A 23475-nucleotide genomic window follows, 5' to 3' on the forward strand; every position below is an offset into this window, starting at 1 on the left:
GAGGCCGCCGCCAGCCAGGGCTGCCACTGGTTGAGGTTGCCGATGTAGCCGAACACGTTGTTGAGCAGGAAGAAGCTGATGCCGATCATCACGCCCCCGAACACGTAGGCGGTGATGCTGCCCGAGCGGAAATGCAGGTAGGCGAAGGGCAGGGCGAGCACCACCATGACCAGGCAACTGAGCGGGTAGAACACCTTGCGCCAGAACTCGATCTCGTAGCGCTGCGCTGTCTGCCCGTTGGCCTGCAGGTGGCGGATGTAGCCGAACAGGTCGGCCGTGCGCATGGTCTCCGGCTTGAGCAAGGCCACCGACACCATCTCGCTGTTGAGTCCACTGGGCCAGCGAAATGTTTCCAGCTCGCTGCGCACGATGCGGGCCGACGCCTGGCCGGCGGTGTCGAATTCGCGCCGCTGCACCTGGCGCAAGGTCCACGAGTCGTCTGCCTCGATCTGGCCGGTGGCGGCCGTCAGCGTGGAAACCAGTGAACCCTGGTTGTTGAACTCGAAGATACGCACGTTGCCGAGACCACCCTGTGGCGACATCGAGCCGACGTTGACCGAAAAGTTGCTGTAGGGCTGGCGCTCCTTGAGCCATGCGCCGGTCTGGCCCAGGCTGATGTTGCCCTGGTAGCGGGCCTTGAGGAGTTGGGCCGTCCGGTCCGAGAGTGGGGCCACGTAGTCGCCCAGGGCAAACGTGAGCACCACGAACACCGCGCCCAGGCCGAGCAGCGTGCGCAGCGCGCGCCAGGGCCCCAGCCCGCTGGTGCGCAGGATCGTGTATTCGGATCCCTGAGCCAGCCGCGCCAGCACGAACACCGCGCCGATCAGCACCGAGATCGGCAGCAGTTCGTAAATGCGGTTGGGCATGAGCAGGCCCACATACAACAAGGCATGCGGCACTTCGTACACCAGCTTGGAATCCAGCGCAGACGGTTTGCCCAGCGCAGGCAACTCGTCCACAAAGTCGAAGAAGAAGAACAGCGACAGGAAGGCCAACAACACGAAGCCCACCGCCAGGAAGATTTCACCGTAGATCAGCCGTCGGATCGTCTTCATGCAGCAACCCCGGGTGCCGCTGCGCCGGCGTTGCGACGGCTGTTTCGCCAGCTGCGCAAGCTCACGTTGTAGTGCCGCTTGATCAACCAGAGCGCAGTCAGCACGAACACCCCTCCGTGCAACATCAGCATGAAGCCGCCAAGCCCCACCAGCCCACCGGCCACCCAGCTCTGTCCGAGGTTGAGCAGGTTGTAATAGAACACGAAGGAAAACAGCGTGAAGAACAGGTTGCCGCCACGGCCTGCGCGCGGATTGCCGGTGGTGGTGGCCAAGGCAATCAACACGAAGTTGAGCGCGGTGAGCGCCATGCCGATGCGCCAGCCCAGCTCACCGAGGTTGGCCCGGTCGGGCTCGGTGATGAGCAGCAGCGTGCTGCGCGACTTGAGCGCCTGTGCGCCGCGTTCAGCGATGGAGCTGGATCCGATCTGCGTGCCGTAGCTCTGGAATTCGCTGACCTTCAAACCGCTCCCGTCGGCGGCCGTTTCAAGCCGCTGGCCGTTGTTCAGCATGAGGAACTGCTGGTCGTTCACCCACTCGATCCGACCCGATCGTGCGGACGTGACCGTCTCGCGGCCGTCGTCCTCGGTGCTCGAGATGAAGATGTTGCGGCCTTCGGTGCCGCCAGCCGTGTCCTTGTCGATGAAGAAGACGCGGCGTCCACTCGACGATTCCTGGAACTGGCCGGGTGCCACGCGCTCAAGATCGCCGCGGCGCTCGAACCGGCTGCGCAGGTTGTCGGTTTGCTGGTTGGCCCAGGGCCAGACGAAAAACACCATGAGCGTGATGACCACCAGGATGGGCCACGAGAAGCGCAACACCGGCCCGAGAAAGCCCCCGAGCGAGCGCCCGCTGGAGAACCAGATGATCATTTCACTGTCGCGGTACATGCGCGAAAGCGTGAAGACGATGGCCACGAACAAGGCCAGCGTGAGGATGGTGGGCATGCGGCCGATGACGGTGTAGCCGAGCACCAGGGCGATCTCTTGCGGATTCACGCTGCCCCGCGAAGCCAGGCCCAGCGTGCGGATCAGCAGCATCGTCAACACGATGGTGAACAGCACCACCAAGGTGGCCCCGAAGCTGCGCGCCAGCTCTTTGCGGATGGAAGAATGGAATAACATCGATTCACAACAGGAAACCACAATTATGGACTTCGAACTCAAATCCCTCAGCACTGCACAAGCGGCTCAACTGCCCGTGGACGCGCTGCTGGTGCTGGTGCCCGACACGACCCCGACCGTGAAGTCCGCCGATCAGGCTTTGACCCGCTTGGTGGCGCAGGCCGTCGAGCTCAAGGATCTCGAAAGCGGCGTGGCCAAGCTCCTGGTGTGCTACCGGCCGGAAGGATTCAAGGCCTCGCGTGTAACCTTGGTACGAGTGGGAGATGGATCGGCCGCTTCGGTGCGCAAGGCTGTTGCCGCCGGCATGGGCTCGCTAAAACAACCTGGCATCCAGAAACTCGGCGTGGTGTTCAGCCTGATCGAAACCACTGATGACTGCGTGCGCGCTGCCATGCAGGCCTGTGCCGACGCCACCTATTGCTACACCACCACCAAACCCAGCGCCAAGGCGCGCACCATCAAACAAGTGGTGGTGGGCGTGGCGAAGGCAGGCGATGTGCAGCGTGGCTTTGAAGTGGGCAAGGCCCAGGTGGTGGGTGTGGAGTTTGCCAAGGAATGGGCGAACCGGCCTGCCAACCACGCCACCCCCACCATGCTGGGCGAAGCCGCGCGAAAGCTCGGCCGCAAGCCTGGCATGAAGACCGACGTGCTCGGCCCCAAACAGGTGGAGGCGCTGGGCATGGGTTCTTTCCTGTCGGTCGCGCGCGGCTCGGTGGAGCCGCTGCGCTTCATCGTCATGCATTACAACGGCGGCGCCAAAGACAGCGCGCCCGTGGTGCTGGTGGGCAAGGGCATCACCTTTGACACCGGCGGCATCTCCATCAAGCCCGCAGCCGACATGGACGAAATGAAGTTCGACATGGGTGGTGCCGCCAGCGTGCTCGGCACCTTCGCGGCGCTGGCCGAACTCAAGCCGGCCATCAACGTGGTCGGCCTCATTCCCAGCTGCGAGAACATGCCCGACGGCCAGGCCGTGAAGCCGGGCGACGTGGTGACCAGCATGAGCGGGCAGACCATCGAGATCCTGAACACCGACGCCGAAGGCCGCCTGATCCTGTGCGATGCCCTGACCTACGCCGCTCGCTTCAAGCCCCGCAGCGTGGTCGACATCGCCACCCTCACCGGCGCCTGCGTGATCGCCCTGGGTGGCGTGCGCTCCGGGCTGTTCTCGGCCCGTGACGACCTGGCCCAGGCGCTGGCCAGCGCGGGCGAGAAGTCGCTCGATCTGTGCTGGCGCTTGCCGCTGGACGACGAGTACGCCGAAGGCCTCAAGTCGAACTTTGCCGACATGGGCAATGTGGCTGGGCGCGCCGGCGGAGCCATCACCGCTGCCAAGTTTTTGCAGAAGTTCGCCAACGAACTTCCTTGGGCCCACCTCGACATCGCCGGTACCGCCTGGAAGAGTGGCGCCGCAAAGGGCTCCACCGGCCGACCCGTGCCACTGCTCCTGCAATACCTTCTGGATCAGGCTGAAGTGCCCGCCAAGGCAGCACAACCGGTCAAGCCAAAGACCCAGCGCTCCGCCAAAGCCTGAGGCAGTTGTGCCTGAAGTCGCCTTCCATTTCAATGCGCCCGACCGGCTGGGATACGCCTGCCGGCTCTTGCGCAAGGCCTATTTGCGCAAGGCGCGTCTCTTCGTGTGGGCAGCTGAAGGCGATCTGGCCCGGCTCGATACTGCTTTGTGGACCATGGGCTCTGGCGAATTTGTCCCGCATTGCCGCGCCGATGACTCCGATCTGCTGAAAAGCCATTCGCCCATCCAGCTGGGTCATCAATTGCCTGAAAACCGAGCCGGCTTCATTCTGGTGAACCTGCGCCACGACATGCCTGACGACCCCGGGTCGTTCAGCCGGGTGATCGAGGTGGTGACGCAGGATGAAGCCGACCGTGCCCCCGCCCGGGAGCGCTGGCGCCAGTACAAGGCACTCGGACTGGAGCCGCTGCGACACGATCTTCAGTTGGCGCCTTCGGATTGAGCGCTCAATTTTGCGGGCCATGACCCTTGCTAATGCCTCATTCATCGCTGTGATGCGGTCTGAGAAAACCCTCGATAGAGCTATCGCCTTGTCACGTATGTGAAATTCATGTCATTTTTAGAGTATCTTTATGAGCGTGATGGCAAAAGTTCCCATCGCTTAACTTTTTAATCCTTTTCGAGGAAAACCATGCAACTGAACCTGAAACTGGCCGTTCTTGCGGCGGCCGTCGCTCTTGCCGCTTGCGGCAAAAAAGAAGAAGCCGCGCCGGTCGCAGCACCCGCGGCGGCTCCTGCACCTGCAGCCCAGGTCATCAAGATTGGTCATGTCGGACCCACCAGCGGTGCGATTGCCCACCTCGGCAAGGACAACGAAAACGGCGCCAAGATGGCGATCGAAGAACTCAACGCCGCTGGCCTGACCATCGGCGGCGCGCCCGCCAAGTTCGAACTGCTGGCTGAAGACGACGCTGCCGATCCCAAGCAAGGCACCGCTGCCGCCACCAAACTGGTGGATGCCAAGGTTGCTGGCGTGATCGGTCATCTGAACTCCGGTACCACCATCCCCGCTTCGCAGATTTACAACGACGCTGGCATTCCCCAGATATCCCCATCGGCCACCAACCCCAAGTACACCCGCCAGGGTTACGCCGGCGTGTTCCGCATGGTGGCTGACGACGTGCACCTCGGTGGCACGCTGGGCAAGTACGCTGTGGAAACGCTCAAGGCCAAGACCGTGGCCGTGATCGACGACCGCACGGCCTACGGCCAAGGCGTGGCTGACGAGTTCGAAAAAGGTGTGGCCGCTGCCGGCGGTACCGTGGTGGGCCGTGAGTTCACCAACGACAAAGCCACCGACTTCAACGCCATCCTGACCACCCTGAAGGCCAAGAAGCCCGACGTCGTGTTCTTCGGCGGCATGGACGCCGTGGCCGGCCCGATGCTCAAGCAGATGAAGCAGCTCGGTATCAACGCCAAATTCATGGGCGGCGACGGCATCTGCTCCAGCGAACTGCCCAAGCTGGCCGCTGACGGCATGGCCGACGACCAGGTGTACTGCGCCGAAGCCGGTGGTGTTGAAGGTGAACAGAAAGAAGGCATGGACAAGTTCCGCGCCGACTTCAAGGCCAAGTTCGGTGCCGACGTTCAGGTGTACGCACCCTACGTGTACGACGCTGTCAAAGTCATGGCCAACGCCATGGTGACCGCTGGCTCCGCAGACCCCAAGGTCTACCTGCCCGCACTCAAGTCCACCAATTACAAAGGCGTGACCGGCAACATCGCGTTTGACGAAAAAGGCGACATCAAGAATGGCGCCCTGACGCTCATGACCTACAAGGCCGGTGCTCGCACCACCTTGGCCGTGATCCGCTGATACAGCGCTCCGGTTTTTTCAAAAAGGCCACCTTCGGGTGGCTTTTTCTTTTGGGGTGGGTGTTATCAAGCAGATGGCCAAAAGTCAATGAAATCAATGACTTAAAGCACTTCTGGAGGCAAGGGAGGAGAAAATTGCATGCCATCGCGCAGGTGCAACGGATGCGAGGCCTGACGGGCGTCGCGCACAGGGCTCAAGTACGCCAGCTGATGGCAAAGGCCCGAATCAGTAGCGGACCAAGCGTCGGACGGGGCTACGGGAGAAGGTGAGAAAGAAGCACACCGTACGCACGATGAGGATACGTTGGCCAATTCTCCGGCGTGCAAAAGCCTTCACGAGGCTTTTTGCGTCGAAACTGCGAATGCCACTCACTGGTTTTTGGCAGCACCCAGCCTATGATGCCGGTATCAGCAATCTGGTCATGGGTGAGGTCGACGATGTACGGCCCGAACTCGGCCCACGCATGCGACTGCTCCCTTTCCAGCTGCGAATGACCGATTCCGCAGACGTAGAAGCCTTGTAGCCCGTGATGCTCGGTAAGAAACCTACCAATCAGTTCTGTTGCCGGCCCACAGGCGCCTCGAGGAAAGGCAGAGAACATGGGGTCGTTTCCGCCAGTGAGGCTCTCAAGGGCAGCACGGGCTGAGGCAGCGATTGCCTTCAGCGTCTTTTCATCGAGTTGAGCCATTGCCATTCGTTAACGCCGAGGGGCCCACTCGCCCGCTTCGTCGTAGTTCCAAGAGCGCTCCAGCCCGGCTGCTTGCCACACGAGGTCAAAGACTTGGCGCAAGCCTTTCGCGGAAGGTGACTCGCCTGGGATAAGTACATCCGGCAGGACTAGAAGGCGTCTGTCAAATCGTCCCTGGTGCTCAGGGAGTCCGAAGGCGCGGTCCCTCCCCAGCCCGAGCTCAACATTGTCCGCGTTCAGGATGGAGACCATGCAAGTCATCTCTAGCCCGATTTCTAGCCGTTCGTACTCCGCGCGCAGGGCGTCCAGCAAGCCGATGAACTGCTGCTCGTATGCAATCGAACCAAGCGAACCTCCGTTGCCGTCGGGATTTGTTATCACCTTAACGGTCTCGAAATACCCGTTTCTGAACAGCAGCGAGTAGCCATGGGTACCTTGCGCGTTCGGATTCCGCACCACAAGCGCACCATCTACGTTGATTCTGGAGCCAGGAATCACCTCTCCCAGCACTGGCAGCCGGCGATTTTGGATGTAGGGCACGGGGTCTACTTGTACGACACCTAGTGCCGCCTGCGTTGGCACGAAATGCCCCACCAACAGAGGTCCCGGTACAAGCCGATGCGGTGCCTCTCCGGCTAGCAGCTTCCCAAGTCGTTCGGTGCGGAAGTCCCGGATACTTTTTGCCTGATTCTCCGACCTCAAAAAGAGGCCCCTGACCTCAGGAACGTCCAGTTGACGCTTGCGTCCGTTCTCTCTGATAAAGAAGTGCTGATTGGTCTTCACGCGATGAGGGCCGGCCCAGCTTTGTGGCACTCGAATGGCCAAGACGAAACCGGCTGCGATAGTGATTGCCTGAACCTGTACTCCCGGAATGCGCGGTTCCACACCGTTCATCAGCATGTCCTGCAGGCGGCGAGCCTCAACATCTGCGTTGCCGTCCAGGGGGACAATCGCTGATGCGCGTCCTTCGCCGTCTTCGTCAAGGCCGTACAAAAGGTCGCCACCCGAACTATTCGCGAACGCAGACACGTCAGCCAGGAACTCGTGGCGACCGGCCTCTCCGCCTCGCGGGAGCTCCCTCTTCAGGTCGAGATAGGTCCCTTCTGTCACCTGCATCGCAATCAAGCGCAGCAGGTCGGCTTCAGTTGTATTGGCCAAGTTGCGGGGCAGTGTCATCTAGGTCTCCTAGGGATTGTTCTTTGGGTTCGGATTGAGGTCATCACCGGGGTCTTCGCTCTTCGCCAACAACAGCGTGTTCAACAGGTTTAGCTCATTCGAAGCCATGAAATAGCGGTCATCGAAAACAAGGTCCAGCTTAAGCGGGCTGACCCGGCCGACTGCCGCCGCCCAAGGGAATGACTCGTACCTCGGCAGCGGAGGAATGACGGCGGAGCCCGCGTTCAGGGTGCGCCCCAGTGCTTCCTGCCAGAGCGGCTGGTCGTCCAGGTAGAACGGCTCTCCATCGAGCTGCGTTTCCGCATGCACAAAGGAGTAGTAGCCAGCGGGCACGGCGACCCACGTATTCGGAGACTTGAGCTCTTTGAGCGTTCGGAACTCGTTTGCCGCATCGTGCTGGTCGCGCTGTAGCAGCCGCAGCAAGCTGTTGGCCGCGTTGCGCATGGCAGGCGGGCATTGATGCGTGCGGTCAATCTCGTAAAGCTGGCCAATCAGTTTGCGGCTGGCGCTGGTCAACTGGGTTTCGTGGCCCTCAAACGCAAAGACTTCCTGCTTCTCAAAATCAGCCCAGGACTCGACAACAACGGGACCGGAGAAGTGCACGTGCTCAGGAATGCTGGTGCCCTCAGCCGCTGCCGCGAGCATTGAGCCTATCGGCGTTGCAGCCACCACCAGCAAGCTCTCGACGTAGCCAGCCTTCACCATTGAACGGCCGTCTGAATTGCGTTTTGCGACACCGTTCAACCGCGCACGAGAGAAGATTTCCTCGACGTTGGCCCTCGCACGCATGGCTAGCGCGGTGAGCTCGCGGTCGGAGCTGGATACCTTGAAGACCTCCGCTTCCTTTACGAACTCAGCAACATGCTGAGACATCAGGCTGATGAGCTCCTCGGTTCCAACTGCGCCCACCGGCACCAGCGCCAACGGTTGCTTGAGACCAGCGTCTCCAGTGATGCGCGTGTAGATGGTGGAGCGCAGCATGACCAGAAGGGTCATCAGGTCCAAGGACTGTCGCAGCCACTGTCGCTTGTCCATTTCGCCATCAGATACCACGTAGTCATCGACCAGCATGACCAAGTGCCGAGGCACTCGGTCGCCCGACACCTGCGCGCCGGTCTCATCCGTGTACATGCCCCGACCTCTGTAGATGAGTTGAGCAATCTCCATCAGGGCCGACTCGATGTTGAAGCGCGGAACGCTTGCGACAATCCAGTCCGTCAGGGGGAAAGACACGCCCCGAGCGCCAGATGAGGTCATCAGGAAGACTTTGACGGTATCGCGGACCTCGGGGTCTACAAGCTCTCGACGGCGGTAGCCCGGAACCGATGAATCCAAAATCTGGACGTTGTCGAAGTTCAGACCGTGGTCGTGGTTCTCAGTCAACGCCAAGCGCAGTTGCCGCAAGAACAGCTTGTCCTGGGCAAAGTAGATGACCTGTCGGGCGCTAGCGTTCAATGCCTTGAAAATCTGGCGGGTAGCTCCGGCTAGCGTGGCTTCGTCTGCGGCTTCTCGAATGGCCTCGCGCGGGGTTTGAAGCTCCCCAAGGCTCTTCTCCTTGGCGCTCATCGCCAGCTTCACCGCAGTCAATTGAACCCGGTAGTGCAGGTGTAGTTCGCTCGCAGGAAAACTGTTGGTCATGACGTGCAGCGTGTCGCGCTTGCCGGTGCCCATCTTGACTTTCGTGACTGCGAGTCTGAATGGAAGCTGGCCTGCCGATTTCGACACCAGCACCTTGTCCGGGGTGCGGTCGCCGGCGTTAAGGTAGCGGTCGAGCACGACTTCATTGCCCAGGGAAGCGTCCGAGACGACGAGTGTGACCGTGAAAGGGCTCGGTTCGTCCTCAAAGCAATCTATGAACTCTCCCTGAAGCCACGTCGCGATGGTGTGCACAAAGCGGGCGCCGGCACCATCGCCAGCCAACTCGTCGACCATAACGACAATGGTCGGCATTCTCTTGGCGAAAGACCTTCGCTCAGCAATGCCTGCCCTTGTCGAGGCCTTGTTGACAAAGAGGCTCGAAAGCGCATCGATGGTGGTCTTGGCGTTCTCCCGTTCGCGGAAGCCTTGCAGGGCGGCCGTTAGCACCAGCCTATTTACCGCTGGGTTCTCCTTCAAGAGCTCCCGTGAGGTCTCGGCCATTCCTTTCAAGACGCCGATGAGTCTTCGTTCCTTGACCAGGTCTTCATGCTCTGAGAGCGTGTCCTTGCGCAGGCGCGTCGAAGCGTGGTTGGTATCGATTTCCTGTTCTTGCTCTGGGGCCAGCACCAGCATGGAGCCAACAGGTTTCTTCAGATTTTCCACCCCGTCAGCCACTACGGCGCCGTCGATGTGGCGTGGTGTATCGAGACCCAGTGCCACTTGGTCCTTGTGCCAGCGCTCGGCCGCTGAAATCAGAGGCGCGTTGGTCGTGACGGTCAGAATGCCTGTCGGTCGCCCATCCTTGCGAGCCATGCTTTCCGTGACATCGCGGTTGATGACAACCCGTGGGCTGACGTACAGGAATAGAAACCCATCCTGCTTCTTACCCAGGTGGACGCGCAACGCAGTCGTCTTGCCAATACCTGGATTTCCCTCCAAGGCAACGACGTTCAGCTTCCCCTGCTTAGCGCACTGCATTCCGGCCACGATGGACGCAGCGTGCACGTCGCGAAGGGACAGCTTTTCTCTCACTCCCTTGAGTTCTTGCATCACGGCGCCGACGGCATCCTTCACCGAGCCACCGAAGTACTGCTGTAGTTCTGGGCCTTCGTCGACCATGGCCACTGCCTCTTCAAGCGTGAACTCGTCGACCGGGTTGAAGAACTTGGCGACTTGCTCTTCGAACTCAAAAACGTAGTCCTCGCCCGGTTGCGGCATCGAGCGAAGTTCTTTCATGCCAGCGCGCAGCTCCTTGGGGAGCTTGTTCACGACACCTTTGAATACTCGTTCGATGAGGCCTTCAAGGCCGTTCTCGTCACCGTCTGGTAGCTTCTCGGTCTCCCGGTATGCGGCTGCCATCTGGGACATCAGAAGACGACGGGGCTCAGGCTCGCCCTCCGGTTTGAAAGTTGCGACCAAGCTCTCAAGGCCATTGGGGGTGATGGCGAGAGCGCGAACCTGACAAGTGCGATTCAGCATCCCTCGCGCATGAAGGAGTGCCAAAGTGGTCTCCGCGTACGAGCAAGCTTGGCAAAGTTTGTAGAGGGGCTTGTTGTCCGAGGTCAGTGCACCCAGGTAGTTCTTGATGTCCTCGGAGAGCTCGAAGGATTCCCCGGTCACCTCCGCTGCAACTCGCGCAAAGACACTGCGCGAGTCGACGATACGGCGGTGCCGCGTCAGCTCGTCAAGGTGTGTGCCTTGTTCGCGGAAATCGCCGATACTCGCCGGCATGTCATATGAGTACTCCTGGACCAAGATGTGGTCATCCTTCGATGCTTCGGCCGAAAGCCAGAGCAGGAAATCGGCGTTGGCTGGCTGCCCTTTGCGGGACCAGTCAGGGTCCACCATTCCCGGCAGCCCGAGCTCTTTGTAAAACATCTCCCGGGTCTCGGCACGAGCGCTATGTTCAAGCGTCGACTCGCCTGGCAGCATCAAGGGGCACCAGAGTGCCTTAACCTTCAGTGCGTCCGGATTCTTGGCAAAGTTCTTGCGCACCGCTTTCAGGTACTCGCGTGTTGCCGTATACCCGACCCCGTAGGCTGTGAGCGCCAGGTGGCGGACTGCGGCCTTGATGACGTCTCGAGCTGACTCATCAAGGATGTGGAGTTCATTGGTCAGACTTCTGGAAACGTCTAGAAGCTTGAGCTCACGCCATCGCTCCAGACCTGGCCGATTGCGCTCGATGAGGCCATGTTCGATGAGATAGGCCAGGACTCCACGCTTGACGAGAACTTCGTAGGCTTGCCCCCAGAGAACGGCCTGCTGGTGAAACGTCAGCTCCGTCATTCAGCACCCTTGTGGAGGACCTTAGTGACGTGAGCCAGGACAGCAGGCAATGACAGGAACACGGAGCCTGTCCGCCTCCGGGTCATTGCCTCAATCTCTCCAGCACCAGCACGTTTTACGGGATTGACCCAGCCGTATGGGTCCAACACTGGCAGAAGAACAGGGCTAGCCCTGGCGGGGGCCTTCTCGCTCTCCATGAAGTGGATAGCTCGAAGGACGCTCACCAACGACTTGCGGACCTCTGCGGCCTCGCTGCCAATGCCGAGGATGTTCTGGCGCACTGTCTCCCGCACCTCCACGTCAGTGATGCGCTGCTCGACGTCAAAGAAGTAGGTGCAGAACCCGGATTGAGGACGGTCCCCCTCGTCTCCGACCACGGCCAGGGTGGCAAAGGTGTAGATGGGCATGACACTGCGCAGGACGTCGTTGCCCAGCGACTCGTACATCTCCTGATGGTCCTTGAAGTTGACCACTTCAAACCCACTCTCGCCTTGGTCGCGCTTGCGTAGCCGAGTAGCGGGGAACACGTCTCTGCGCAGGGTGTAGAGGTGAACATCGGGGAAGCGCTTGACCGCCTCGTCCATGAACTCCAACGTTCCATGAGGCGCATGTCGTTCGGCCGCCCGCCCGATATGGCGGTTTCCGAAGTGCTGGGAGAGCAGCATCACGTGCTTGAAGCCAAGCTCATGAAGTCGCGCAATCTCTTCCAGAATGGGCTGGGGGTTCTTGAAATCCTTCCGACTCTCAACCAGGCGTGAGCGCATGTAGAGGCTCTTGAGCGTCGCGCCGTTCGACCCTCGCTCCGCCACGTAGGTGCGGCTCAGGAAGATGTACCCGTCCGCGTCGGAGTGAGCCGGGTGTGAGTCGCATGGGCGCGTCACATACGTCACCAAAGCAACCTTGTCCAAGGAGCCCTCCAGGGGGAACTGCAGACGTTGGCCGCCGAGCAACGCGTGGAGCGCGCCCTTTCTCTTCCACTGCAAAGTACTGGCGCTTGCCTCGGTGGTGACCCCCTGTAGCTTGATGAAGCCTTCCCGGGCCAGTGCCTTCTCGATGGCTTGGCTAGCCGCATAGACGGCAGTGTTGCCGTCGTTGGCGTCCGCCTCTCGGTCCTGCATGCGCCCGGTGTGCTGAAGTCGCAGCATGGCGATACCCGCATCTGGAAGCTGGGCCCTCAGCCGGCGCTGCACTTCATACAAGGCCACGTATGTCAGCAAGGTGAAGGCCGTCACCGATGCGGCACGAAGCTGCTCTTTTAGCGCGCGCTCCTGTTCAGTCGTTTGGCCATGGACGCGCAGTTTCAAAAGCGAAAGGTCGTACTCAAGTTCAACCCCCAGACCCGCATCAAAGGGCTTGTCGTCCTGAAGGTCAGGAACGATGGCCTGCTCTTCCTTGCTCCAACGCACGGGAATGAAACGAATGGGGAGCAGTGGGGCGGACAGGTCGCGCTTCATGGAAAGCCGATTCCCGTCGCCGACGGCGACCAGCGCACGCTCCTGTAGCTCCGTCTTGACGGAGTAAGAGGCCAGACTACCGGGCACGACTTCGTCTTCCGAGACAGTGAGGTGATTGAACCAAGCAATCGAGTTGTCGCCGGATTGCGACTTGACCAGGATGTCCGTGTTGGGACCAATCGAGGCGATGGCCTCCCAGTTGACGATGTCCCGATGCAGGGAGATGCGGTACTTGTCTGCTGTGGAGTTCGCCAGAGACACCACCTTGTTCGAGCGACTTTTCAGCACATTGATGAGCTCGTCGGCCAATTCGTCAACTGTGCGGCTTCGGGCTTTCAGCGACGCCAAAGTCGTCGTGACCGTATCTCGGGGGTTGACTCGAAGCTGCGATGCGAAGCGCTTCGCCTCCGTCAGGACGTCCAACGTGTCGGGAGCGGCAAGCGACTTGGGAGTCACCAGATGCAGGAAGAGAAGCTCGGCGAGGTCCCGCTTCACTCGCTTGTTCGGGTCCACCTCAGCAACAAGTTGTTCCCCCAAGCGCCCCATTCGCGTGTCGAATGCAGACTTCCCCGTCGCGGGGTTGTTTCCGTTCACCCGAAAGCGATAGGACACCTCACGGACGGTGGCGAAGCCCTGTGTCGGCTCGGTTCGAGTCTCGTAGAGCTGCACTGACCACTGTGGCCAAACCGACAAGCAGGTGTAGAAGAGCGCCTTGCGCAGGTGCTCTGCAAAGTCGGAGTTGTTGGCTTGCCCAAAAGCCGTGGCAGCGTCCAGCATCAGTGCCTCACCCTTGGGGCTGCCAAAGAGGTCGTAGCACTGCTTAACACGGCTCACGAACTCCTTGAAACCAGGGCTCGTGGACTGGGTGGCCAAGGCTTCCATGATTCGCATGGTTACCTGGAGACGGACTCGGGCCAGAGCCTCGTCGTCGAGGAAGTCAATGAACTCGCGAATGAGGCTTCCCGGGCGGTTGCGCTGCGCGCGGATGCACTCCAGGGTCTCCTCGACCTCGTCATCCAGTCCGTCTTTGCGGAGTTTGTTTTCGATGCCCTTGAGCATCAGCTCCAAGCCATCACGACCGTCTACGGTCTCCACCGCAGTGAGGACTCTGCCAATATCCTTGCTTCGCTCTTCTGCACGACGGTCGCTAGAAGCGAACACGACGGGAACCATTGACGCCGCTGAGGGTGGGCTAGGCACGTGTTCACCCACGGACCGCGCGAGCGCCTTAAGGCCTTCTTCTGTTGACGTCAAAGTGAATGCGCCAATGTCCGTGGAGGACAACACCGTATCGAGCTGTGCCGTCACGAGGGACTGCAGTTTCTCGAGTGACTTGGACGTGCCGCTGTCGGTAGCGTGAAGCAAGCGACCGCCGATGCGCGCGACCATGCCCTTGCCGGGCATGTCCATGTCGCGAATGAACCCGACCTGTTCCCCGGGCGTGAACGCCGCCTTGAAGTCTTCCGCTGTGACAAGGTCGTAAAGGGGACTGCGCGTATTGATATGCAGCTTTGACCCATGCACGCGTAGGAAGGGCGACGTGCCAGTCCCTGCGGAAGAGTCGATAGCCTTGCACAGCAGCTCGACGAGCTTGGCGAGATTGAGGGACGGGGTTACCGAGCGCGCGGATGCGCTCGCACCCCGCCGGGTAGGCGTAGGTTGCATGGTCTGCTCCTTTCTTGGCAGAGGGGCCACATCACCAATCGCGCCGACCAAGCGAGAAAGGTGGAGTCGTCTATTACTTATTTCAGTCTAGCAACGCTGAAACAATTGGTATAGGCCTTGTATAGTTATCAACAAATTTAGTGCCAAAAATGGCACCACCCTGTGGATGACTCCTGAACAGCTTGTAGAAAATCTGAAGGTCTGGCCGGAAGGCGAGCTATGTCGATATCTCGCTGCAGAGGTCCGACGGCTCCGGCTCGATGCTGGGGAGAGCCAGCGCGATTTTGCGGAGCGCGCGGGCATTCCGCTTCGCACATATAAGCGATTTGAGGCTCACGGGCAGGCAAATCTCGAGACCTTTCTGCGGGCCATCAAGACAGCGGGTCGCGCGCAGTATCTCTTCTTGCTATTTCCGTCGAGGAAACCGTTGAACCTTCGGCCGGCACGTTCGGCTCTCTTCAGACCTGCTCGCTATTCAGAGTAAGGTCATGGCTATTCGCTGCGAATGGATGTACCACTCCAGTCCAAGCCTTGGTCACCACCCACTCTTAATAAAACTTCTGGCCACGCCGCCTCTCGAGCAAAATTCAATGACCGAAAAACCCTTAAAAGCAGCAATAGACCGACTCTTTCGAGCTTATTCAGACTACAACAGGAAGGCCTCAAAAGACACCTTGTTCACTTTGTTGGAGACCCTCCACAGTTTGGATGACAAGCTCGCGGCAAAGCATGGCCGTGCAATGCTGGACATCAAAGAGTACGTCGCACTCAAAGCGCTTAGAAACCACTTCCACCATGAAGGTGAGGTTCGGCATGTGGTTGCACTGAAGGCCCCAGCGCATATCACTGCCCAGTTTGACCTGGGAATCGCATGCCTAGTGAGCGCCTCTGATTGTGTCGCGGCAATTAAGGGAATAAAGAATAAGAATCCTCAGAAACAAGCTGCGTGGCAGCAGGAGGCTCTACAGGCATTTGCTGACACCACCAAAATCTATGGCGGGCAAGTGGTTGACTTGAATCTGTGTGTGTTCAATTGCATCGTCAAGGTCTTTGAGCTGCTGCTATCTCTGGAAATTCACGGAGATGGTGAAGAGTTCGCGGAGTTTGCAGCCCAGTATGATTGGGAAACCCAAAATGGCCATTCCCATTACGTCAATGGCAGTGTCTTTACGCACGCCTCGTCTATAGATGAGCTGCATTCGTGGGTCGTTGACACGTATAACCTCGCAGGAGCAACCAAGGATTCAGCAGGCTAGTGACCAACTGCCGGTTCAGCAGAGTCCCAGCAACATCGGCCAAATAATCCGCCAAAAGTCCGGCCATGCCGCCCCAACAATCTGGTCGCATCTCCGATTTTATGTAATGAAAACAAGTAGCTATAGCTGCCTGCGCACCGCCAAAACATCCGCCAAGTAACCCGCCAAACTTGCTTCGACAACTTGCCAGGGCCCGTGCCTACCAGTTGAAGTTCAAGTCGTTGTTCAAGGCAGGGATGCGGGTCGTGTGTCCCACTGGTTCAAATCTGACTGTGTTCAGGGTGTCGAGGCCTGCGTACTAGCAGCCATGCGGCGACTCAGTCGCTTGCGAGCGGTACGAGCGTGAAATCGGTCCGCCCCGGTGCCATGTACTTTTGAGCGAAGCGTGCCGAGGTCAAATCTGGTGGTACAAACGTGTTCCAAAATGTAGCGGCCTTGCCTCCCTCTCAGATGCGCAAAGTAACCGCAACTTGGAACTAGGCGGCTGTGCCGGCCAAGTTCTACACGTGCAAGTGGAGAACAGGGGGACGATGCATGGCAAAAAAGAAGAAGTCTGGTTCGGGTGGCGTTTTCGCCGTATTAATAGTCGGCGCGATTGCGGTGTTTGCGTCCATACCTCAAGAGGTGTGGATTGGCGCTGGGGTCCTGCTGGCCGTTGTCGGCCTAGGGTACCTCTACTCACAGTCCAACAAGTCAACAACCCACGTGCCAAGCCCCCCAAATCCGGGGCAGACTGACAAGCGAGTTCGGAAACTTGCTGCCGAAGTGACCGGCAGGTCGCCGTCCTCGGCTTCGCGCTTCACCGATGACGATACCCCTGTTTCTGTGCCGCAAAAACTGGTGCAGAGGCATGAAGGCTTCCGTGTTCCTACTGCGCCAAAGGGGTTCGGCGCTGCCACTTGGATACCCTCCGGACAGCCCATCAGTGTCGCCGGACTCACCATCCCCGGCGGTCTGGTTTACCTTGGCAGTTCGCTACCGACGCCTGGTGGCTCGAATGACCCATGCCTGATTGACCCGTCGAAGTCAGTCGCCAAGAGCGGCGACTACACCGAACGGCAGATGCATTACTGGCCGAGCTACGCGGACATCTCACCAGGCGCGCGACGTTCCTACTTGAACTGGTTGGCAGACGGTCGCTCTGACCCCGAAGCCGACATCGGATTTGTCTTTCTCTTCTTCTACGGTCTGGAGCGCAGAGCAATCATCGACGCGTCGAAGGACGACGCTGCTCATGAAGACTGGCCGACCATCGCAACCGAATTGCGACGCCTGCTGGCCATTTACGGCCAAAAGTCGAATTCCTTTAGACGCTATGCAAGCGAACTACTCGACTGGGTAGCTCTTGCGCAACATCCCGTCCGTCTCTACGAGAAGCCAGTCCCATCGTTCCCAAAGACACTCGAGCTTCCACTGTATGTGCGGCTGGCTCTCGGTCAGGCTGCCGTCGACGGCGAACCCGTACCGCCGCATCTCGCACTGGCTTGGGCGCGACTGGACCCAAGTGTTTCTCTCCGCACTCCTGCAACACGGTGCGCAGATGAGTTCGAAAAGCTGTTCGCACAGAAGTACGCTGAACTCCACGGCCGTGGCATGGTGTTGCCGAGGAATCGTACGAAGTTGAAGCTGGTCTACCAACCGGCCTCGGCAGGATTTCGAGGCTACAACGAGCTCAAGCTCTCCTTCAACGACACACCTGATGTCACGGTGCTCACTGCGCCAGTGAAGAAGCTGCAGGATGTCGTCGAAGCGGCCACCAAGCCGTTGGAGTCTTTCAGCAGACTGGTCGGCAAGAGCTCCGAAACGAAGTCCACGCTGGAAGCGTTGTTGCAACTACCCGCAACCCTATGGCCAGAAGCTGCGCAAAAGGCAGTTCAAAGCCTTCAGACGCGCATGGGGGAAGGGATGGTGGCCATGTCTTTCCAAGAGCTGCTCACAGCTCTGGGTGCGAAGAGTACCTTCACGAAACTCAAGACAGTATCGCTGGCCCGGGCGCTGGAATCGATGAACATTGGATTTGAGCCCGACGTATTGAGTGGGACGAAGCCGCCTGGTCCTGATGACAGGGTGGTTCTTTTCGCGCTGCCAGCCTCGGAAGCCATCTCGCGCGCGAACGGGCCATATCTTGCTGCAGCACTGACCCTACAGTTGGCCTCCGCCGTCGCCTCGGCTGACGGGGAATTTGGCATCAAAGAAATGGGGCATTTGCGCCAGACAGTCCTCTCATGGAAGCATCTGACGCCGAATCAAACACGAAGGCTGCTGGCGCATTTGCGCTTGTTGATGCAGGCGCCGGCGTCACTCACTGCACTCAAAAAGAAGTTTGAACCACTTGAGTTGAGCGTCAAGGAGACCATCGCTGCATTCATGGCCACCGTGGCACAGTCAGACGGTGAGGTCTCGCCTGCAGAAGTCAAGATGCTGGAGAAGGTCTACAAATTCCTTGGAGTCGATTCAAAGAAGGTGTTCACCGATGTCCATGCAGTGGCTGCAGGGAGCAAGCCGAGTGCCGCCGCTGTCGCCAAAGTCGAAGAAACTGGGTTCAGGCTCGACCCGGCGCGGATTGCCGCTCTGCAGCAGGACACCGAAAGAGTGTCTGCATTGCTCGCCAATATTTTCACCGAAGCCGAGGACGTCTCCTCAGTAGAGGCGTCGGTGCCTGCGGAAGCAGACGCCGAGGAAGAGGCTGATGCAGGGGCCAACGGCCTCCTGGGGCTGGATGAACCGCACACCGCCCTTGCCCGCATGATGCTGTCTCGCCCTGAGTGGAGTCGCGAGGAGCTGCTGGACATCGCTGCGGACCTGGACCTCATGTTGGATGGCGGACTGGAGCGCATCAACGAGGCGGCGTTTGACGCGCACGATATGCCTCTTTTTGAAGGTGAAGACCCGGTCACGGTCAACGCAGAAATTCTGGAGAAAGTCGAAGCATGAGCACCCAACCTATTCGCGCCAGGGACCGCGACGCAGTCATCCAGTCTCTGCGCGCGGGTGTTGTTCCCCGCGTCGGTCAACACCTCATCCAAGTTGGACGCACACGTGAAATCGAGACCTTGGTTTCAGACATTGACCGCATTGCTGATGGAGGGTCTGCCTTCCGCGTGGTCATCGGGGAGTACGGCGCAGGAAAAACCTTCTTCTTAAACCTTGTTCGAGCGGTTGCGATGGAGAAGAAACTGGTTGTCGCCAGCGCCGACCTCAATCCAGACAGACGGCTGCATGCCAGTGGTGGGCAGGCACGCTCGCTCTATGCGGAGCTGATGCGAAACTTGTCGACCCGAACCAAGCCCGATGGTGGCGCGCTGGGTGGCATCGTGGAGAAGTTCATTGCCACGGCCAAGGCTGAAGGCAAGACATCTGGGCAACCAACCGAAACAGTGTTGCGGCAGAAGCTCGAGCAGCTCACCGAATTGGTCAATGGCTACGACTTTGCCGATGTCATAGCAGCCTACTGCAGAGGCTATGAAGAGGGCAACGAACAGCTGAAGTCTGACGCTGTCCGCTGGCTGCGTGGCGAGTTCAACACGAAGACCGACGCACGAGCGGCGCTGGGAGTTCGAACCATCGTTGACGACGCAGATGTGTACGACCAGCTCAAGCTGATGGCCAGATTTGTTCGACTCGCCGGGTTCGGTGGATTGTTGGTTGGGCTGGACGAGCTGGTGAACTTGTACAAGCTCGCAAACACGCAAGCGCGCAATGCCAACTATGAACAGATTCTTCGCATCCTGAACGATTCACTTCAAGGCACTGCGGTCGGGCTTGGCTTCGTACTTGGAGGGACGCCTGAGTTCCTGCTGGACACCAGACGCGGGTTATACAGCTACCCTGCGCTGCAGAGCCGGTTGTCGCAGAACACTTTCGCCGCAAACGGATTGGTCGATTTCAGTGGCCCCGTCGTCCGGCTGTCGAGCCTCACCCCAGAAGACTTCTATGTTCTGCTGCAGAAGATTCGAGGTGTGTATGCCTTCGGTGACGTGTCAAAGCATCTGGTTCCCGACCAAGCAGTTATGAGCTTCATGGAGCACTGCTCCAAGCGTATTGGCGACACTTACTTTCGTACACCACGAACCACCATCACAGCATTCATCAATCTGCTGGCGGTGCTTGAGCAGAACCTCGGCGCCTCCTGGCAAGAGCTGCTGGGAGGAATTGAAGTCGCGGCCGACACAGGCGGAGCATCAGACCAAGCTGTTGAAGTGACTGGTGACGACGAATTCGCATCGTTCAAGATGTGAGCCTGCACTGAACTCGGATGTCAGAAGCTCCCTCATCCGCCTTTCATCAGCTTGATGAGCGCATACAACGTTTCATTTGGGCCGAGGGCTGGGAGTCTTTGCGAGACGCCCAGGAAGCCGCCATCCCCCTCATCCTTAAGGCTGACCGCGACGTCATCGTCGCCGCAGCAACCGCCGCTGGGAAGACCGAGGCTGCATTTCTGCCTGCTTTGACGCATCTGCTGCATACAAATCCGCCAGGTCTTATCGTCTACGTCAGTCCCCTCAAGGCGCTCATCAATGACCAGTTTGGCCGACTGGAACGCCTGTGCGAACAGCTGGAGATACCTGTTTGGCCATGGCACGGTGACATTTCTGCGTCGCTCAAAACTCGGTTCACGAACAGACGAGAAGGCGTGCTTCTCATCACCCCCGAGTCGCTGGAGGCGCAACTGTGCAACCGAGGGTCGTCGGTCAGTGCCGTGTTCCAACGGTTGACCTTTTTTGTGGTTGACGAGCTGCACGCATTCATTGGCGCAGAACGTGGGAAGCAGCTTCAGTCGTTGATGCATCGCATCGAGATGGCCATCGGACGCACGGTTCCCCGCATAGGCCTATCAGCAACGCTAGGGGATATGAGTCTGGCCGCCGACTTCCTCAGGCCTGGTAAAGGCTCAGCAGTGGAATTGGTGGAATCAAAGTCTGCTGGAAGTGAGCTCAAGATTTTGGTCAAAGGATACGAAGAGCCGCTCGTGGTCTTGGCCGACGAAGAAGACGAGGAAGTGCCTGAGCCCGTCACCCCTGGGCAGATTGCTGTACATATCTTCAAAGGATTGAGAGGGTCAAACAACCTAGTGTTTCCCAACTCCCGGCGCGAGGTCGAGAGGTACACGCATCTGTTGAACAAGCTGTGTGAGGCACAGCGAGTACCGAACGAATTTTGGCCACACCATGGCAGCCTTTCCAAGGAAATACGTGCGGAGACCGAGGCAGCTCTCAAGCAGAAGGAGCGGCCGGCGACCGCCATATGCACGAACACGCTAGAGCTTGGCATCGACATCGGGGCCGTCAAAAGCGTCGCCCAGATTGGTCCGCCGCCGCTGGTTGCCAGCCTGCGCCAGCGCCTTGGACGTTCCGGCCGCCGCAAGGGCGAGCCTGCCATTCTTCGAGGCTATTGCGTTGAGGAAGCGCTTGGTGGGACCCCCTCAATTGCTGAGGAACTGCGACTAGGCACGATTCAAATGACAGCGATGATTTCCCTGCTGCTCGAAGGCTGGTTTGAACCACCCAGGACGCAAGGTGCCCACCTGTCGACGTTGGTCCAACAGATGCTGTCTTACATCGCGCAAAACGGCGGCGCGACCATTGGCCAGCTTTATGGTGTGCTGTGTGGTCCTGGCACGCCGTTCGAGGGTATATCTCGGGAAAGGTTTGTCGAACTCGTGCGGCATCTCGGGCAGAAGGAGCTGCTGATGCAGGAAGCTTCAGGCGTTTTGCTCCATGGCCGCGTCGGTGAGAAGTTCGTCAACCACTACAGCTTCTATGCTGCATTCACTTCCGAGGAAGAGTTCCGCATCGTGGCAGGTGGGCAGACCCTCGGAACATTGCCCGTCTCGCAAGCACTGATGATTGGTCAGCGCATATTGTTCGCAGGTAAAACCTGGCGCGTTGAAGATATCGATGAAGCCCAGAAGGCCATCTTTGTGGTGCGTGCCGCAGGTGGTGTACCGCCAGTCTTCTCGGGCGGGGGCGGGCGAACGCACACTCGCGTTCGGCAAAGGATGCGAGAGTTGCTGGAGTCCGAAGACACTCCGCCTTACCTTGACGAAGTCGCACGACGGTTTGTCCATGAGGCAAGGACGAACTACAAAGCTCGAGGCCTATCCCAAGCGTATCTGTTGGACCAAGGCGCCGAAGTATTGGTGCTGACCTGGCTGGGGGACGCCACGAATGAGGCGCTCGCATGTTTGCTTCAACGTCGTGGTTTCACCGCTAGTCCGTCTGGTCCTGGTGTGGAGGTTCAGAAAGGTGAAAGCACGGTAGAGGATGTCAAAGACGTCTTGTTCGACGCGGGGGTAGACGAAACGCCACCTCTTGAGATGCTGCTCGCCGATACCAAGAATCTGGCCCGAGAGAAATGGGACTGGACGCTCCCTGAAAGCCTGTTGCGCGAGACGTATGCGAGCCTGCACCTTGACGTTGAGGCTGCACTGGAGTGGACGCGGTCACTGCCTGGGCGATAGGCGCCCACCAAGCCTAGCGAGCGATGCACGAAAGGAAGTAAAGCAAGTATGGCAAAGCCAATCAGCAAGTTCTTCGAGAGCCTGGGCCTCTTGCTTCGAGCCAGGGATGACGAATACCTAGGTAGGGAGACACTGGTCGAGAACCTTGCCGATACCGTAGGCCTTGCATGTAAGAGATGGTGGCCGAAGATGCAGGTTAGCTAGGGTGCAGTATGCCGATACGAGTTTCAAGTGACCAAGGGGATGTTCACGCGTTCGCGATGAGCACGGAGCAGTGGCAGGGGCTCAAGGCTTCCCACAAGGCGAAGGGCCTGAGTCTCTGGATGCCGTGTTGCAAGGTGCCCGCCATCCCCAAGACGAGCAGGCGCGGCAACTTCTTCTTCGCCCACGCCCGCCGGGGCGAGTGCACCACCGCCGACGAGAGCCCGGAGCACCTCTACTGCAAGTCCCTCGTCGCCAAAGCTGCTCTGGACGCAGGATGGACCGTCACGACCGAGAGGCCCGGGGTATGCCCTGCAGGGGAAGCTTGGATTGCCGACGTGTTCTGCGAAAAAGGTACAGCGCAACTCGCGCTCGAAGTGCAAATGTCGCCCCAGACCGATGCGGAGACCCTGCGCAGGCAGCAGCGGTACAAGGCTTCCGGAGTGCGAGGTGCTTGGTTTTTCGGGGCACGAGCGCGCCGGGGGACCATCGTCTTTGACCGCGACACCCCCGCCTTCAGCCTGCAACCTGTGGTGGTCGGCGAGCTGCCGACGGTCGACCGTTTCGACGTGAGCCTGCCCGACTTCGTGAAGGCCATGCTCCAGAAGCGCCTCAACTGGACGATTCCCCGCTACGACCGGCCTCACCTGGTGGAGTTCATCGAAGATGAGTGTTGGGCATGCAAGAAGCCCGTCAAGCAAGTGCTGGAGCACATGGCCGGGAGCTCTTCGCCGAATGGCGAGGCGCTGACCGCTGAAGACTTCTATGAAGGGCGCTGGGACCCGCCTGCGTACACCGTGGCGAACCTATCGAACATGCTTGAGGCGATGCACGCGGTGGTGTCGAACGACGAGCTGGCGGCTCAGGGCCTCAACCTAATTGACCGCAAGGACGTTATCAACGGCAAGCCCACCCGCTTCCCGTTCTGCAACATGTGCCTTCACTGCCGCGCGCCGCAAAACAACCACTTCCTGAGCCGGCGGCTTCTTGCAGCGATGCAGGGGCAGGCATTCGTGCAAACCATGGACGACGCCCCACCGCCGGTCGAGACTAGGCCCTTCGGTGTGGCCTTGATACCTCGGGAGCTCGAAGGCAGCGGGCTCTGGAGACTTCAAGCCGACTGAC

The 23475-nt window shown here is 59.4% G+C and carries 14 protein-coding genes; 8 read left to right on the forward strand and 6 right to left on the reverse strand.

Going from position 1 to position 23475, the window contains the following annotated elements; translation table 11 throughout:
* Together lptG and lptF are read right to left on the reverse strand one after the other, a co-directional pair.
* Positions 1-1055: LPS export ABC transporter permease LptG (lptG, locus tag IV113_RS06230; RefSeq protein WP_291081839.1), on the reverse strand; the 1055-nt coding region annotated here is incomplete at its 3' end.
* Positions 1052-2176 (reverse strand): LPS export ABC transporter permease LptF, encoded by a 1125-nt coding sequence (gene lptF, locus IV113_RS06235; RefSeq protein ID WP_291081841.1) that lies wholly within the window; start codon positions 2174-2176, stop codon positions 1052-1054. The genes lptG and lptF, both read right to left, overlap by 4 nt.
* Before the next feature lie 25 nt (positions 2177-2201).
* Between lptF and IV113_RS06240 the strand changes: the two genes are divergently transcribed.
* The 3 genes from IV113_RS06240 (at position 2202) to IV113_RS06250 (ending at position 5526) form a co-directional block, all read left to right on the forward strand.
* Positions 2202-3710, forward strand: a complete 1509-nt coding sequence (locus IV113_RS06240) for a leucyl aminopeptidase (protein ID WP_291081843.1) — start codon at positions 2202-2204, stop codon at positions 3708-3710.
* Positions 3711-3717: 7 nt separating this feature from the next.
* Positions 3718-4152: a DNA polymerase III subunit chi gene (locus tag IV113_RS06245; protein ID WP_291081845.1), complete on the forward strand. Its 435-nt coding sequence runs from the start codon at positions 3718-3720 to the stop codon at positions 4150-4152.
* A 189-nt stretch (positions 4153-4341) separates the two neighbouring features.
* Positions 4342-5526: a branched-chain amino acid ABC transporter substrate-binding protein gene (locus IV113_RS06250; protein ID WP_291081847.1), complete on the forward strand. Its 1185-nt coding sequence runs from the start codon at positions 4342-4344 to the stop codon at positions 5524-5526.
* Positions 5527-5779: 253 nt separating this feature from the next.
* On the opposite strand, the gene IV113_RS06255 is transcribed toward IV113_RS06250, so the two are convergent.
* The 4 genes from IV113_RS06255 to IV113_RS06270 are packed head-to-tail and all read right to left on the reverse strand — an operon-like array spanning position 5780 to position 14433.
* Positions 5780-6214: a hypothetical protein gene (locus IV113_RS06255; RefSeq protein WP_291081849.1), complete on the reverse strand. Its 435-nt coding sequence runs from the start codon at positions 6212-6214 to the stop codon at positions 5780-5782.
* A 9-nt stretch (positions 6215-6223) separates the two neighbouring features.
* On the reverse strand, positions 6224-7390 hold the full coding sequence (locus IV113_RS06260; RefSeq protein WP_291081851.1) for an ATP-binding protein: 1167 nt from the start codon (positions 7388-7390) through the stop codon (positions 6224-6226).
* A gap of 9 nt (positions 7391-7399) precedes the next feature.
* Positions 7400-11314, reverse strand: coding sequence for a hypothetical protein (locus tag IV113_RS06265; protein WP_291081853.1), 3915 nt, complete (start codon positions 11312-11314; stop codon positions 7400-7402).
* The gene (locus tag IV113_RS06270) at positions 11311-14433 is read right to left on the reverse strand and encodes a hypothetical protein (protein ID WP_291081855.1); all 3123 of its coding nucleotides are present in this window, start codon (positions 14431-14433) and stop codon (positions 11311-11313) included. Before IV113_RS06270 ends, IV113_RS06265 begins: the two co-directional genes overlap by 4 nt.
* Before the next feature lie 590 nt (positions 14434-15023).
* Here IV113_RS06270 and IV113_RS06275 point away from each other — a divergent pair.
* The 5 genes from IV113_RS06275 (at position 15024) to IV113_RS06295 (ending at position 23474) form a co-directional block, all read left to right on the forward strand.
* Entirely contained in the window at positions 15024-15689 is a 666-nt protein-coding gene (locus IV113_RS06275; protein WP_291081857.1) for a hypothetical protein, read from the forward strand.
* Positions 15690-16223: 534 nt separating this feature from the next.
* Positions 16224-18623, forward strand: a complete 2400-nt coding sequence (locus IV113_RS06280; protein ID WP_291081859.1) for a TerB N-terminal domain-containing protein — start codon at positions 16224-16226, stop codon at positions 18621-18623.
* Positions 18620-19927 carry an ATP-binding protein gene (locus IV113_RS06285; RefSeq protein WP_291081861.1) on the forward strand — a complete coding sequence of 436 codons (1308 nt, stop codon included), beginning with the start codon at positions 18620-18622 and terminating at the stop codon, positions 19925-19927. Before IV113_RS06280 ends, IV113_RS06285 begins: the two co-directional genes overlap by 4 nt.
* Before the next feature lie 17 nt (positions 19928-19944).
* Positions 19945-22149 (forward strand): DEAD/DEAH box helicase, encoded by a 2205-nt coding sequence (locus IV113_RS06290; RefSeq protein ID WP_291081863.1) that lies wholly within the window; start codon positions 19945-19947, stop codon positions 22147-22149.
* A gap of 260 nt (positions 22150-22409) precedes the next feature.
* Entirely contained in the window at positions 22410-23474 is a 1065-nt protein-coding gene (locus IV113_RS06295; RefSeq protein WP_291081865.1) for a hypothetical protein, read from the forward strand.
* Position 23475: the final 1 nt, after the last annotated feature.

The organism is Hydrogenophaga sp., from assembly GCF_018780385.1.
GTDB lineage: Bacteria > Pseudomonadota > Gammaproteobacteria > Burkholderiales > Burkholderiaceae_C > Hydrogenophaga.